This is a genomic window from Nocardia sp. NPDC050408 (assembly GCF_044458905.1).
Taxonomy (GTDB): Bacteria; Actinomycetota; Actinomycetes; order Mycobacteriales; family Mycobacteriaceae; genus Nocardia.
Window position 1 is genome coordinate 13,105 of record NZ_JBITIL010000008.1, and the last position, 14,504, is coordinate 27,608.

Annotated in this window: 17 protein-coding genes; all 17 read left to right on the forward strand. The window is 69.6% G+C overall.

All coding sequences use genetic code 11. The features are described from left to right. Positions 1-15 precede the first annotated feature (15 nt). The 17 genes from ACIBJI_RS23560 to ACIBJI_RS23640 all read left to right on the forward strand — a co-directional run bounded on the left by ACIBJI_RS23560 (position 16) and on the right by ACIBJI_RS23640 (position 14,177). A complete protein-coding gene (locus tag ACIBJI_RS23560; protein ID WP_397085702.1) occupies positions 16-1,878 on the forward strand; it encodes a ParB/RepB/Spo0J family partition protein in 1,863 nt (620 codons plus the stop codon). 116 nt (positions 1,879-1,994) lie between these two features. Next, positions 1,995-2,327, forward strand: coding sequence for a hypothetical protein (locus ACIBJI_RS23565; protein WP_397085704.1), 333 nt, complete (start codon positions 1,995-1,997; stop codon positions 2,325-2,327). Beyond that, positions 2,324-3,184, forward strand: a complete 861-nt coding sequence (locus tag ACIBJI_RS23570) for a bifunctional DNA primase/polymerase (RefSeq protein WP_397085706.1) — start codon at positions 2,324-2,326, stop codon at positions 3,182-3,184. The genes ACIBJI_RS23565 and ACIBJI_RS23570 overlap by 4 nt, the downstream gene beginning before the upstream one ends. Before the next feature lie 698 nt (positions 3,185-3,882). Further along, positions 3,883-5,109 (forward strand): DUF4192 domain-containing protein, encoded by a 1,227-nt coding sequence (locus ACIBJI_RS23575; RefSeq protein ID WP_397085708.1) that lies wholly within the window; start codon positions 3,883-3,885, stop codon positions 5,107-5,109. After that, on the forward strand, positions 5,106-5,318 hold the full coding sequence (locus ACIBJI_RS23580; RefSeq protein ID WP_397085710.1) for a hypothetical protein: 213 nt from the start codon (positions 5,106-5,108) through the stop codon (positions 5,316-5,318). Before ACIBJI_RS23575 ends, ACIBJI_RS23580 begins: the two co-directional genes overlap by 4 nt. Positions 5,319-5,486: 168 nt before the next feature. Then, positions 5,487-6,992 carry a YifB family Mg chelatase-like AAA ATPase gene (locus ACIBJI_RS23585; protein WP_397085712.1) on the forward strand — a complete coding sequence of 502 codons (1,506 nt, stop codon included), beginning with the start codon at positions 5,487-5,489 and terminating at the stop codon, positions 6,990-6,992. A gap of 500 nt (positions 6,993-7,492) precedes the next feature. Next, positions 7,493-7,924, forward strand: coding sequence for a hypothetical protein (locus tag ACIBJI_RS23590; RefSeq protein WP_397085714.1), 432 nt, complete (start codon positions 7,493-7,495; stop codon positions 7,922-7,924). Between the two features lie 142 nt (positions 7,925-8,066). After that, on the forward strand, positions 8,067-8,294 hold the full coding sequence (locus ACIBJI_RS23595; protein WP_397085716.1) for a hypothetical protein: 228 nt from the start codon (positions 8,067-8,069) through the stop codon (positions 8,292-8,294). Further along, entirely contained in the window at positions 8,291-8,698 is a 408-nt protein-coding gene (locus ACIBJI_RS23600; protein WP_397085718.1) for a hypothetical protein, read from the forward strand. The genes ACIBJI_RS23595 and ACIBJI_RS23600 overlap by 4 nt, the downstream gene beginning before the upstream one ends. Positions 8,699-8,720: 22 nt before the next feature. Beyond that, positions 8,721-9,032: a hypothetical protein gene (locus tag ACIBJI_RS23605; RefSeq protein WP_397085720.1), complete on the forward strand. Its 312-nt coding sequence runs from the start codon at positions 8,721-8,723 to the stop codon at positions 9,030-9,032. 58 nt (positions 9,033-9,090) lie between these two features. Next, complete coding sequence (locus ACIBJI_RS23610; RefSeq protein WP_397085722.1) at positions 9,091-9,621, forward strand: single-stranded DNA-binding protein; 531 nt, start codon at positions 9,091-9,093, stop codon at positions 9,619-9,621. A 234-nt stretch (positions 9,622-9,855) separates the two neighbouring features. After that, complete coding sequence (locus tag ACIBJI_RS23615) at positions 9,856-10,065, forward strand: hypothetical protein (protein WP_397085724.1); 210 nt, start codon at positions 9,856-9,858, stop codon at positions 10,063-10,065. 89 nt (positions 10,066-10,154) lie between these two features. Further along, positions 10,155-10,697, forward strand: coding sequence for a hypothetical protein (locus ACIBJI_RS23620; RefSeq protein WP_397085726.1), 543 nt, complete (start codon positions 10,155-10,157; stop codon positions 10,695-10,697). Positions 10,698-10,714: 17 nt separating this feature from the next. Then, positions 10,715-11,143, forward strand: a complete 429-nt coding sequence (locus tag ACIBJI_RS23625; RefSeq protein ID WP_397085728.1) for a hypothetical protein — start codon at positions 10,715-10,717, stop codon at positions 11,141-11,143. A gap of 429 nt (positions 11,144-11,572) precedes the next feature. After that, positions 11,573-13,162: a hypothetical protein gene (locus ACIBJI_RS23630; protein ID WP_397085730.1), complete on the forward strand. Its 1,590-nt coding sequence runs from the start codon at positions 11,573-11,575 to the stop codon at positions 13,160-13,162. A gap of 106 nt (positions 13,163-13,268) precedes the next feature. Further along, positions 13,269-13,661, forward strand: coding sequence for a hypothetical protein (locus ACIBJI_RS23635; protein WP_397085732.1), 393 nt, complete (start codon positions 13,269-13,271; stop codon positions 13,659-13,661). 99 nt (positions 13,662-13,760) lie between these two features. Next, a complete protein-coding gene (locus ACIBJI_RS23640) occupies positions 13,761-14,177 on the forward strand; it encodes a DUF4326 domain-containing protein (protein ID WP_397085734.1) in 417 nt (138 codons plus the stop codon). Positions 14,178-14,504 lie beyond the last annotated feature (327 nt).

The following is a 14,504-nucleotide window of genomic DNA, read 5'->3' on the forward strand; positions in this document are numbered from 1 at the left end:
TAGGAGCTCGTCTCGATGCCCACCGACACTCCCACCACCGACACCGAAATCGGCGACGTGGCCTCCGCCATCGACCTCGCGCCCGGTCCCACCACCGACCCGGACACCGACACCGACGTTGCTGCCGAGTTCCGCGGTTCCCCTGACGAGTTGTGCACGGGGCCGACCGCGAATCCCGCCGACCTCGAGATCGATGAGAACGTGCGAAAGACCTTCCGACTCGAAGACCACCCGGAGGTCACCGACTCCATCCGCGAACACGGTGTCCGGGACCCGATCCTGGTGATCCGGATGCCCGAGGGGCGCCTGGTCGTGCGCGACGGGCAGGTCCGCACCCTGACCGCCCTGGCCTACGAACTGCCCGAGGTCCCGGTCTACATCCGCGATTTCGACCCGACCCTGGACACGACTGAGGCCGAGATCGAGCGCATCACCGAACAGATCACCCTCAACGACCGCCGCATCCCGCTCACCAACAGCGACCGCGCCGCCGGGATCGCGGCGATGCTCGACCTCGGCGCCTCGGTCACCCGCGTGGCCAAGGCGTTGCAGACCCGACGCGACGAGGTCAAACTCGTCGGCAAGGTCGGTTCTTCGCCCACCGCGCGCGGGCTGATCGACGACGACCAGTACGACCTGGCCCACGCCGCGGTCATCGCCGAATACGAGAACGTCGGCGACCTCGACGCGGTCAACCGGCTGCTCAACGTGCGCAGCGGACTGTTCGACTACGAGGCCAACCGCATCGCCGCCGACCGCGCCGAACGACGCGCCTACCTCGCCGACGCCCTCCCCTACGCCCAGGCCGGGCTCGGGATCCTCACCGACTACCCCGACCTCGACAACACCGACATGGGACTGGCGTGCGCGGGCGAACTCGTCGACGCCGACGGCAACGCGATCGAGTTCGCCCACATCGCGGCAAATCCCGGGGCGTGGCTGGTGTGGATCGACGTCGCCGAGGAGCAGGTGTGGGTCGAGGTCGATACCGGCCATCTCGTCGACCCCGACACCGTGGACTGGGACACCCGCGACCAGCCCGACACCGAACCCGCCGAGGGGTTGCGCCACGCCCGCGAGGTGCAGCAGCGCGACCAGTTGCTGCCCGAGTACTTCCTGCCCCGCGACCTCCTGGACGCGGCCGGACTGCGCGAACGCGTCGACACCGACAACGACACCGAAACCGCTGATACGGGTGATCTCACCGACGCCGGTGACGGCGACGACCCCGACGGCGAGCACCGCACCCACGGCGGGGCCGGCGATGACGAACAGGCCGCAGCCGCTCGGCGCGCCGCGGCCGAAGCCGCCGCCGAGGCCGCGGCCCAAGCGGCCGAGATCGAGCGGGCCGCGCGGCGGCGGGTGCGCGAGCTCAATAAGCTCGGTTTGGCCGCCAAGGCAACCCGGGTCGAATTCGTGACCCGGCTGCTGGCGCGCCGTACCCCGCCCGCGCAGGCGGCGTTGTTCCTGACTCGGGCGTTGCTGGCCGACCCGGGGCTGGTCAACGAGTACCACGCCTTCGACTCCGCGCTGAAACTGCTCGGCATCGAGGGCTACCGGTCGCGCCATGACATGCTCGCCACCCTCGACACCATCAAACCGGCCCGCGCCCAGGTCATCGCGCTGGCGTTGGTGTTGGGTGGCTACGAGCACCGCGCCGACAAGGACCTGTGGCGCTACGCCGACTCCGGCGCACGCCGCTACCTGGGGTTCCTGCGCGAACTGGGCTACACCCTCGTCCCGGTCGAACTCGCCGCCCTCGGGGAGATCAAAGCCGTCGACATCGACATCGACAACCCCACCACCGGCGAACCCGCCGACACCGATGCGTCCGTCGAGACCGATACCGACGCCCAGGACCTGCCCGAAGCGGCCTGACCGATCCGCCACACCCGGCTCCCGGTGCGCCCGAAACCCCTTCGGGCGCACCGGGACCGCGTCACGATCTTCGCCGCATTGCTGGTCTTCGCGGCATTCCCTTGAAGGAGTCAGTTGTGCGCACCCCCGACGAACCCGCCATCGACGCCCTGGCCCGCACCGGCACCGGATATCAGGCCCGCAGCTTGTGCGTGGTCGACCACCAGCCCGCCGACATCATCATCACCGTCGCGGCAGAGGGCCGCTTCCGCTCCACCGTGCGCGTGTTCGACCAGATGAGCTTGTCCTGGCATCTGCTCCTGCGCGCTGATCACCTCGACTACCCGGCCCTGCCCACCGATCCCGCGCACCCCGACACCCTCGAAATAGTGCGCGAGCGGATGCGGGAGTTGCACGCCACCGCGGTCTGGATCGCGAGCACCGCCCGCCACAACGGATCCCGCTGGTGACCACCACCGCGCGGGTTCTGGATCTGCGGGCGGTGGCCCTCGAGACCGCCGCGCGCGGGTGGCCGGTGTTCCCGGTCCGTCCCGGGGCGAAGAAACCGCCGGTGTTCAAACGCTGGCCCGACCACGCCAGCACCGACCCGACCCGCATTCACCAATGGTGGGAGCAGGACCCGGCCCGTAACGTCGCGATCGCGACCGGACCGGCCGGGTTGTGCGTGATCGACCTCGACCCCCGCCACATGCGCCCGCCCGCCACCGGATTCGCCGACGCCCTCACCCGCCTCACCGCGAGATCGACCGCGCCGGTGCCGGTGACGTGGACGGTGGCGACCCCGCACGGCTGGCACCTCTACTACCGAGCTCCCGAAACACCGCGGCTGCCGTGCACTGTCGGGCGTCTCGGGGACGGTATCGACACCCGCGGCCACGGCGGCTACATCATCGCCGCCGGTTCACGCACCCGCCACGGCGACTACACCCTCGCCGGCGACCACCCGGTCGCCGACCTACCCACCGAACTCGTCGCCCTGCTCACACCGCCACCACCGACACCGGCCCCACCCTCCGCCGGTGCGACGCACCCCGACGCCTACCTCGCGGCGATCCTGACCGGGGAAACCCACCGCGTCGCGACCGCGCAGGTGCGGATGCGCAACCACACCCTGTTCCGGTCCGCGCTCGTGCTGGGGCGACTGGTCGCCGCCGACGAGATCACCGAACACCACGCCCGCACCGTCCTGTCCGACGCCGCCGCCGTGCACGTCGGCGTCGAAGGCTTCACCACCGGCGAGGCCGACCGCACCATCGCCAACGGCCTGCGCTACTCCCGCAGCCGCCCCCGCTACCTGCGGCGATGACCGACACCGGACCCTCCGGGGGAGGCGAGCGCCTCGCCGCTGTCGATATCCACCGCTGCCCCGCTCCATCGCCCCAATTTTCGAACTTCGCAGCGGGCACGGCACCCGTTGCCGGGGGGCCTATACGACCGCTCTCACGCCCCTGCCGCAGTGGCTCGCCGTCATCAGCGGTCTCGGCTGCCGCTTGTTGGACAGCACTCAATATGCCTACGTCGCAGGCGATTTGGGGGCATGATGTCCGCCGACGAATTCTGGTGTGTGCCGGGGTCGGGGTTGTGTTGGTCGGCGGCGGCACCTTGCCGATGCGGGCACGCGAAGGCCCTCCCGGTGACTTCTCTGCGGTCGTCGTCGATCGTGATCGCCTCACCGTCGGCGCGGCATGGTTCAACCCCCTTCCTTCGCCATGACTGGGATTACCGCCCCACCGGACATCGCCTGAGCGGGACCGACTTTCACTCCACAGCAACGTCCATTCCGCCTGGATAGGTGAGGGCCACCCACTGATCCTCACCACCGGTCGAGCCACACCCCACACCGGGCGTGTGCACCCCTGATCCGCCCAGCAGGGAGGCCACTGCGCCTCCTGCCGCGGCATCGACACAACCGATCGCATTCCACGAGCCGAGAGGCCGGACCGGCACGGCCGACCCTCTGCCGAATCGCACCTACCACCGATATTGCGAAGGAGACGAAAACCCATGCCCGACAACACCGACGACGCCCAGTGGCCGGCCAGCACCGAGACGCCCTCCGCCGCCTCCGGCCAGACTTACGAGGAGCACGCGGCCGCGGACAGGTTGCATGTCGATGATCCCGGGCAATTGATTGTTGCGGTGCCCGCCATGGTCGGGTTCGTACCGCAGCGGTCCCTGGTAGTCGCTGTCCTGCGGGATGCACCGAATCCGGGCCACAGTCCGATCATCGACGCAGTACTGCGCTTCGATCTCGAAACCGACGGCAGGAGTCGGCGTGGTCTGGCCGCGGCGTACGCACAGGCTGTGGCGCAGATCTGTGCCGCGGAGGGGGCATCGGAGGTGCTCGCGGTAATCGTCGATGATCGGGCGCGCGAACCACGTCGCACGCGCAGACACAGCGCGACGGTTACTGGGCCGTCGGCCGCGCTCGTCGCCGAGTTCGCGCGGCGGCTCGCACAGCAGGAGGTGTTCCTCGAGGGCGCGTGGGCCGTGCAAGCGATCGAGAAAGACCAGCGGTGGTGGAGCCTGCTGGAGGCGAATCGTCGTGGGGTGCTGTCGGACCCGGCGGCATCGATGGTCACCGTGGCGCACGTGCTCAACGGGCGCCCGATCCGCAGCGACCGCTCGGAGCTGACCGATCTGGTCACCCCCGACCACGAACTGGCCCAGCAGGTGACCGCCCTTCTCGACAGCGCCCACGCTCTCGCGCACGAACGCTACGCGACCGCGGTCCGGCGCGGTGATCCCGACGAATATCACCGGCGCGCACTCGAACTCGTGTTGTGGCACATCGCCGACACCGACACCGGTGCGGCGCTCACCGCCCCAGCATGCGCAGAACTGGCCGCGGCGCTGCGCGATCGGACCGTGCGCGACTCGCTGTTCGCCCTAGCCGTCGGCGAGCACGCCGCCGCCGCGGAAAACCTGTGGGCCGCACTGACGCGAGCATTGCCGGGCAGTGACCGTGCCGATGCCGCAACACTTCTCGCCTACAGCGCCTACATCCGCGGCGACGGACCGCTGGCGGGCATCGCCCTTCAGGCCGCCCTCGACGCCGACCCCACACACTCCATGGCGATCCTGCTGCAGACAGCGCTACGCACCGGAATGCGCCCCGACACCCTGCGCCGATTGGCCTATAGCGGCCTGGGGATCGCCGCCGACCTCGGCACCGACCTCGGCACCGATCCGACGAGCGGTGCGGCCCCAGACCACACCGCACCGTCGTGATCGGTAGCGCCGCCGAGCTCGTGGCGTGGATCCGAGCGAACCTGCCCGCGCTCGACGAGGACCGGTTCGAACCCTGGCACACCGGCCCCCCGGCACCCGGCGCGCTCACAGCGCGGATCGAGGTGCGCATTCACACACCCGAGACCCGTGACCGCGTCACCAGCATCGTCCTCACCGCGCCACCCGTCGGCGGTGACCTTCCCTCCTGATCACCGCCCCACCCAACACCGTGTCCGCTGATCCAGATTCGAGGTGATCATGAACAATCCGTCCTCACCACCACCCCAGCCACCACAATCAGGTTCGCCCTCGTTGCGGTCTGGTTCGCGCACAACCAGATTCGATTGCTCCCCCAGCCATCGGCGCGAGGTGTTCTGATGACGCTCGGGCGCAGTAACTCCGTGGCCGTGGCCGGTGTGAGCGGGCAGGTCGTCGAAGTCCACGCCGACATCGGTGCGGGCCTGCCGTCGGTCACCGCGAGCACCCCGGGCATCGCAGCGCAGGTGCGTGACCGTATTCGCGCTGCCATCACCAACTCCGGAGAGCGTTGGCCCGAGAGCCGGGTCACCCTCGCGGCTCGGCCGGCGGTCCCGTTGTCGGGTGCCGCGCACGATCTTGCGTTGGCTGTTGCGGTGCTCACCGCATCCGGTGCGGTCCCCGCCGAACGGGGAACCGGCGTGGTGTTCCTCGGCGAGCTGGCACTGGACGGGCGGTTGCGCCGCTGCCGCGGGCTGCTGCCCGCCGTGCTCGCCGCGCGGCAGAACAACCATCGCGCCGTCATCGTCCCCGAGCAAGCACTCACCGAGGTCGCCGCCGTCGACGGGATCGACATCTTCGCCGCCCCGGATCTGCGTGCGGTTCTGGGATGGCTTCGCCGCCAACAATCGCTGACCACACCTGACCAGTTTGTTCCCGAATATGGGCTGCCGCGAACCGATATCGGCGACATCGCCGGTCACTCACAGGGCAAGCGGGCGTTGGAAATCGCCGCCGCTGGCGGGCATCACCTCGCTCTGCTCGGCGGTGCCGGATCCGGGAAAACCCTTCTGGCGCAGTGCCTGCCCGGGATCCTGCCGCCCCTGACCGACGCCCAAGCACTGGAGGTCGCCGCCATCGCCTCAGCCGCTGGAACCGACCCCGGCCAGGGCATGTCCAGGACGCCGCCGTATGTCGCCGCGCATCACTCGAGCTCTGTCTCGGCCATGCTCGGCGGCGGCTCTTCTCCGCTGCCGTTGCCCGGCGCCCTCAGCCGCGCCCATCACGGCGTGTTATTCCTTGATGACGTCACCGAACTCGGAACCCGTGTACGAGAAGCACTGCAGGCACCGTTGACCGAGGGTGAAGTTCGCATCGCCCGCCGCGACGGCATCACCCGCTACCCGGCCCGATTCCAACTCGTTGTCGCTAGTTGTGTGTGCCCGTGCGGGGCCGCCACCGAAACTGGTTGCGGCTGTTCTCCCATGGCTCGGCGACGTTACCTCGACCGACTCTCTGGTGCGTGGAGCGATCACATCGATATATGGGTTGACCTGTCCCACAACGCCACTGGGGTCACTGCCCCCGCCCGAGAAACCAGTGACACCGTCCGTGCGCGTGTGAGCGCGGCCCGTGCAACGGCAGCGCGGCGGTGGCAAGAGCACGGGTACACCAGCAATGCCGAAGTACCAGGCTCGGTTTTGCGTCACGATTTCTCATACCCGACGGCAGCGACCATCCCCATCGAGTCTGCCCTGCAGGTCGGGCGTCTGTCCGCCCGCGGAGCCGAGGGCGTGCTTCGCTTGGCCTGGACCCTGTGTGATCTGAGGGCGGCGGATCGACCCAACGATCAAGACGTCACCGACGCCTTGATGTTGCGCCAGCGCACACGATCGCCACTGACCTGAGCCCCTACGCTCGGCACGAGAAGTCCACGCGGCGGTGCGGTCGCCGAGCTGAGTTCGGGCTTCCCTCACGGGGCACCCGGCAAGGGAGCTAAGCTCACTCGTCGGGGGTCCCTGGGGTCGCTTTCTGCGTTCACCCGGTGCAACGTCCACGCCAGCGCCAACGCCTGCCCGGCGCACCGCGTGGCACCCAAAGGTGGTGCGCCCGTCCCCTTCGGGCGCACCACCCTTCCCGCCCGAGCGCGGCTGCGATCAACCTGGCCTGAGCGCCCACCGTTGCAGCCGGGTCGTCACAGACTTCCGTGACCGATTGCGCGGCGCCTCACCCGGATGCCGCCGGCGAAGGCGCAGTGCTGGTCGTCCACGTGGGTGCGCGGCCTTTTCTGCCCGCCAGCGGCCGACGTGACCCAGTCGCAAACCCCACCGCCACAACCGAACTCGTCCGCGTCGACTGCGTCGCCCGACTCGGCCCACCGCTACCCGACGAAAAGGGAGGCTCTGCCATGCCCGTGGTCCAACTCTGGTTCCCGCTGTCGAAGGTGATCGACCTCGCCGAGCACGCGATGGCGGCGACCGAGCATTCCCGCTCGCCCTACGCCGATCCCGGTCCGGCGGTGCCGTCGCTGATCTGGGTGAAGGACGACGGAATCTATTTGATGAGCAACGCAATCCCCCGCCAGCCCGGCAAACCCGGCAGCCCAAAGAACATGGCCCAGATCGTCTACGCCCACGGCCACGAATCCGGAACCCACTGGAGCGACGGCGAACCACTCGGCGACGACTTCGCCGAGTACATCGACCTCACCACCCCCACCCACGACGGTGCCCTCATCGATCTGATCCGCACCTACGCCGCCCGCGACGCCTGGCTGGTCTTCACCGTCTCGACCCACAAGTTCGAGATGACCTTCAGCCCCACCGGCCCCACCTGCTGACCCGCAACCACCATCGGGTCGTGCGGCTGCCACCGCCGCAACCATGCCCCAACCGCCGTGCGCCGAACCGTGCCGCTGCGCTACCGCGTCCACCGCACACTGGCACTTCGGCTGACCGTTCTCCTGAAAGGAGGCTCTGCTCATGCCCTATCCCCAATTGGCATGCGTCCTGCCGCAACTGTCGCGTCTCGACAGCCGCCGCGCCACCATCGGCACCGTCGGCCATGGGATGTCTCCGGTGTTGGGTGAGGCGCACGACGTGGGAATCGGTTGGGGTTACTCCGATTTGGGGTCCGAGGACGCTGACAACCTGACCGCCGCGCTCGCGACCCGGCACCATCGGCGGCCCACACCGAGCGTGCGGCGATGAGCGCCGAAGGCACCCTCCCGCCCGATGTCGATGGGACCGAGGTTGCGTTTCTGCGCCACCTTGTCTCCGGTATCGATGGCTGGTTCAGTGACCGCACCCGCCTCGACGAGCTCGTCCACGTCCGGGATCTGCTGCACCAGCGGCTGAGCATCCTCACCGACACCGCACACCTCGACAATGTCGACCCCGATCCGGTGATCGCGTTGTTCACCGTCGAGCTGCACCGGCTCCGCCACGCCGCCGCGGTCACGATCACCACCGTTGGCGGGCATCGCCACGACCGCGTCCGTGTCTACGACGTGCACCGCCACCACACCGTCATCGGACATCGCAACGGTTCGGGGGTGTTGCTGCCGCTGCGGTTCATCGAAGCCATCACACCCCACGACCAACCGAGGCAGTGACAGGCCCAAGGGCTCAGCCCCCATGAACCGCCAGGACGCCGACCCCCTGCTGCGCACGCTCAGCCCCCACCTGATAGCCAGCTCCGATCATCCACGCCTGCCACGATCACCTCACCACCGCCGATCGGCCCACCACGTGATCAGCCACGCCGGGGGACTGCTGGCGTGGATCGAGGCCAACCTGCCCGAACTCAACGAAGACCGTCACCATCCCCGGCAGGCGCTCCCCTTGCCGGGCGCGGTCACCGCCGCGATCGACATCCGTGCCCGCGTGGTCACCACCGTCACCGAAGTAATCGCCGCCGTCAACGCCACGACCCGCACACATCCCTGACCACCGCACCACGCCGTGGTCACACACCACATCCCGCGAATAGTGAAGGAGCACACCCATGGCCGGAGACACCGTCATCACCGTGATAGGCAACCTGACCGCCGACGTCGAGCTGAAATACACGCCCACCGGTGTCGCGGTCGCGAACTTCACCGTCGCCTCCACCCCGAGACATTTAGACCGCGCCACCAACCAGTGGAAGGACAGCGAGGCGCTGTTCCTGCGGTGCAGCCTCTGGCGAGAGGCCGCCGAGAATGCCGCGGAGTCGTTGACACGTGGAGCGCGTGTTCTGGTCAGTGGCCGTCTCAAGCAGCGCAGCTACCAGACCCGCGAGGGCGAGAAACGCAGCGTCGTCGAGCTCGAGGTCGACGAGGTCGGTGCCTCGTTGCGCTATGCCACCGCCAAGGTCACCAAGCGAAAAGCCAACCGCACCAACACGAGCAACGATAGCAGTGACCGCTCCGGTGAGCTCGTCGGCGCGGCCACCGGCAACCGGAACGGCGGCGATGATCCCTGGGCCACCACTGGTAGCGGATTCGGTGGAGGGTTCGGGGGCGGATTCGGCGGGGGCGAGGAGCCCCCGTTCTAGAAACGCGCGCTGCGTGACTGCGGCCCTCGCCCACCCGCACCAGTCGCGGTGCCCGCACGGGCGGGGCGCAGGTGGTGGGTACACCCGACACCCCCAGCCGGGTGTATCACCACCGTCTCACCCACGTCCGCGCACCCGGGGCGGCGACGCTCACTGACGATCGCGGACCGATCCCCAAACCACTGCGCCTGAGCTTTCCGTGCGCCGATCCAGTGTCGAAAGGTCAACAGCCGCGTGAGCGATACCGAGAATTCGACCTACACCCGCGACCAGGGCGACTGGGAGCCGACCCGCTGGTATACCGTGCTCGGCTCCGACGGGCAGCTGTGGCGCGAGTCCAGCGACCGCGCCGACGCCGTCGCGGCCATGCGCGCCGGTGATCGACTCATGCGCACCTGGCAGCGGGTGTGCCGCGAGTCGCAGATGCGCGAAGAACGGCCCTGAATCGAACCCACGATCTCGAGACGAGAGCGACGGATCCATCCGGGGGCCACGTGAATCCACCACTATCTCACCCAACCAGGAGAACCCAGATGACCGAGCCAGTCCTCACCGAACCCACCGCGCTCACCGCCTCGGCGGCGTCGGCGTCGGCGTCGGCGTCGGCGTCGGCGTTGATCGCACTAGCCGAGAGTGCGCCCTCGCGGGCGCGCGCCGCGATGGCCGCGGCGTTGGCCGAGCTGGCTCCCGAGGACTGGGCGTGGCTGGGACTGCTGTATCGCGGCCACGCCCATGCACCGAGCGCCGCCCTGGCCAGAGTCCTCGCCACCGCCGCGGCCAGACTCGGCACCGCCGACACCCGCCCTCTCGATCAGAGGTCTGGACCTTTCCCCGGCGTCGAGGTCCCGGTGGAGGTCGAGGTCCGCGACTGGGTGCGCGGCCCGGTCCGTGAGGACTGCTACGACCTGCGGTTGCACGCCGAACCGAGCCCGGCCACCGACGCGATGCGCACCACTGACGAGGCGATCGCGCGCCGCGCCCGCCACCGGGCCCTCCGGCATCGCCACCGTCGCGGTATCGAGACCGTCACCGCTGCGGTGACCGGCACCGGGATCGGCGACCGGTTGGTGGCCTGAGGGCGAGGGTCGATGCAATGAGCGCAGACGACCCGCGCGAGACGGCCACGACCGGGATCCGGTTCCTTCGCCACCTGCTCGACCGCCTCGAGGCTCTCGACGGCGAGGCCGCGCCGTGGGAGGGCATCGCGCGTCTGCGCGCGGTCATCACCAGGCGTCTGACCGTACTCACCGACACCGATACCGGCGCGCCCGAGCACGGCACAGACATCGCGCACGGGCGGGCCTGCTCGATCGCCGTCGAACTACATCGGCTGCGGCGATCCGGAACCGGGGCAACGATCGCCCTCGTCGGCGGCCATCACCACCAGGGGCACATCGGCGCGGTCGGTCGCCGTCACGCCGTCCTCCACCACCACGGCACCGACCGCGGGCGGGCACAGGTGTTGGTGCCGCTGCGGTTCATCGAATCCGTGCACCCGCACCACCGCGCCCGCGGGCGGTGACCGAGCCCGGCTCGTGAGCCCATCCCGGTCCGACTCGGCTGCGACCGGGAGGGCTTCGCGTTGCTGCTGATCGCGTCAGTGATCAGGAGTGGCGGTGGTGAGGGCTGACCGTCTGGCCGTCTGCCCCGCCTTTCCGAGTGCTACCAGGGTGGGCTCCCGCCACCGCTGCGGGCCCGCGCCCGGCCGTCACCGAATTCGCCCGGCGCGCCGCATGTCCGGCCATCCGCCGGCCAGGGCTGGTGTGCGCAGCGAATTCGGCGCCGTCCGTTGCGGCGCGTTCCCTCCGCCGTGTCGGGCTCCCACCCTGGTCGGCCGCACTCAGGCGGGTCAGACGACCAGCCGCCCAGCCCCGTGCCGGGGATACGTGCGCGTGTGCGTGCGTCCGGTGCGGGGCCGAGCTGTTTTCCACGACAGAACAGGAACCCAGTGATGACCGCAACGTTGAACGCACCCGACACCGTGACCGCCACTGCCGCGCCCGTCGGCGAACTCGCGCAGACTGTTTCCCCGTTTGCCGCCGCGCTCGGGGAGATCGAGTACCTGCTCGACACCGATCCCGACGCCGCGCGGGAACGGTTCACCGCCGTGCTGGCATTGGCTTCCCCGGTCGAGCGTGAATTCCTCGACCGCGCCGCCGACCTGATGACCCGGTCCCCGTGGAAGACCGCGGCGCGTCAGTTCGGGTGGATGGCCAAGTCCCGCCCCGAGCTCCGCACGCTGATCGTCGATCACACCGCCGAGGGTGATCCCGGGCTGTACCGGCCCGAGCTTCCCCAGCAGTCGGAGATCTCGATCGAGGCGGCCGAATGGGTGCGTCGCTCCATCCGCGACCGTCGATACCGCGACCGCTACACCGCCACCCCCACCGCGGCGACCGACGCCGCCCGCTACCGACCCGAGGCGATCGCCGCCCGCCGTGCCCGCATCCCCGCCCCCAGCTCCGACGCGGTTAGCTTGCGCCATCGCGAGCGTGACCTGACGGTGGCCGAACGCTGCCACCGCGAGTACGCGGGCTATGCCGCCCACCGGCTGTACGCGATCGACACCGCAGTCGACGACGACCGGACCCCGCCGGTGCCCGAACCCCGGAAGAAGGCCGGGATGGTGTGGGCGCACGTGCAGGCCGAATTGTGGGACCGCAGCTACTTCCTGCACGTCGCCGAGTGCTACACCGAAGCCGACCGGCACCTGCTCGCACCCGAGCTCCCCGAACGCCACGTCGCCGACGACCGCCGTCACGCCGGTCTCGAGGACGCGGCGCGGGAGTTCCTGCGCGAGCACGACACCGAACCCGAACCATCCTCGCGGATCCGGCGCGCGCGTGCCCGCCGCACCCGGCCGCAGCTGCCGCCGCGGATCACCCCCGCCGACCAGTCCCGCTTCGCCGAACGGCGCACCGGGATCCCGGTCCCCAGCGACCGCGACGAATACCTGCCCTACAGCGAACTCGACATCCGGGAGTCCACCTGGCAGGGCTCGGGCCTCGATTACGACCTGGCGGCGATGACCCCGTATCTCGGGTGGCCGTGCGTGGGCTGCTGGATCGACCGACCCGCCCGCGATCGCCGACCCTTCCACGCCCGTGACGGGGTTGTGGTCAGCGACGACGGGCTCTGCGATGTCTGCCGCGCCGACGCCCACCCCGCCATCCCCGCGCTGCCTGCCGGGTTCGGCATGCGGACCTTCGTCGAATCCCGGTGCGCCTACATCGCCGCCGCCCATCCCGCCCAGGTGCGGGCGTTGCTCGATCGGGTGCGGGCCGCCGCCGCGAACACCGGACCGACCTGGCGGCTGATCACCCGGTGGATGGCGATGAACCTCGAACAGCCGCAGCGCGCACCCCGCCCCGCCGCGCGACGGCCGCGACGGGGCGGGGCCGCGCCCGGGGCCGGACAGCGCATCGGACGCTGCGACGCCTGCGCACGCAACACCATCGTGCACGCCGACAACTACTGCACCGACTGCCGCATCGACCTCGGCCTCGTCCCCACCACCGCCCGCACCGCGTCGGTGGCCTGACCCACCCTGCTCGCCCCTCGTCACCTTGTTCGCCGGTCCGCCGCAGTGCCGACACCCCTGCGGCGGACCGGTCACCAACCTCCCCCGATCCGACAGGAGCACGACCGTGCATCGACTCCCGAACCGAGCCCGCCGCGCCATGCGCGCGCTACGCGCCGCCGTGTTCGCACCCTGCCCGACCCGGGTCAGGGTGCGGGTCTACCTCAACACCGACCCCGCCGCCCTGCTGACCGGATACCGGCCCGGCGCACGCGTGACGCTGGCCTACGACTTCGTGCTGCACGTCGACCCCGCCTCCGACACCGACGAGGTTCTGCTCGAACGTGTCTTCGCCGCATTCAACGATCACCCCGAACACGACGACGACCACGCCCACACCGACGCCTGGTACGCCAAGCGACTCCGCTCACTCTCGGTCGGCGACCTCGTCGGGCTCGACGACCGCCACTACACCTGCCAGTCCCTCGGCTGGACGCCGGTTCCCGCCCCGCCAAGCTGAGCCCACCTCCCACCACCCCACCCTCGGTGCCCAGTCGGAGGTATCCAGACCGCCAGCACCCCCGATCCGACCACTCCCGACCGAAAGGAACCGCTCGCCATGACCGACCTGCCACAGCCCACCGACCCCGCGCATCTCACCATCACCGACCTACACCAGATACTGGCGACCGGGCGGCCGGTCGTGGTGTCGATGCGCGCCGCCAGCGGACACGCGCACCTGATCGACTGGGCACGCCGCCACCGCCTGTTCGTGGCCGTCGACCGCACCAGCAGCTGGGGCAACCCCTACATCCTCGGACGCGACGGCAACCGCGACGACGTACTCACCGCTCACGCCCGACACCTCGCCGACCGGCCCGACCTCCTCGCCCGCCTCCGCAGCCGCGAACTCGCCCACAAAGTCCTCGGCTGCTGGTGCGCACCCAAACCCTGCCACGGCCACACCCTCGCCGCCCTGACCCTCGACCCCGACCTCGACCCGCTCGCGGCACTACGGACCCGACCGCCACGGTGAGTGTGACCGGCCCGCCCGCAGGCAGCCGACGACTCCGATCGCAGCGCGGGCCGGGATCAACCGCTCCATCCCCATTCACCGGCACCCTCCGACCGCCGTGTCTCCTCACTCTTCACGCCAACACTTCTCCTCACATCGCCCTCATCCACCCACCCGCATACCTCACCTCCAATACACTTCTTCCTCTACTACTCACCTCCTCCCCTCTCTTTATCTCTTTCTCACAAGCACACCTCTTCCATTCAGGGTAACGATTTGGTAACAACCTGGGGATTTGCTTGATTTGACTAAAAAATAGTCAAATCCAACCCATTGCGGTAATCGGCT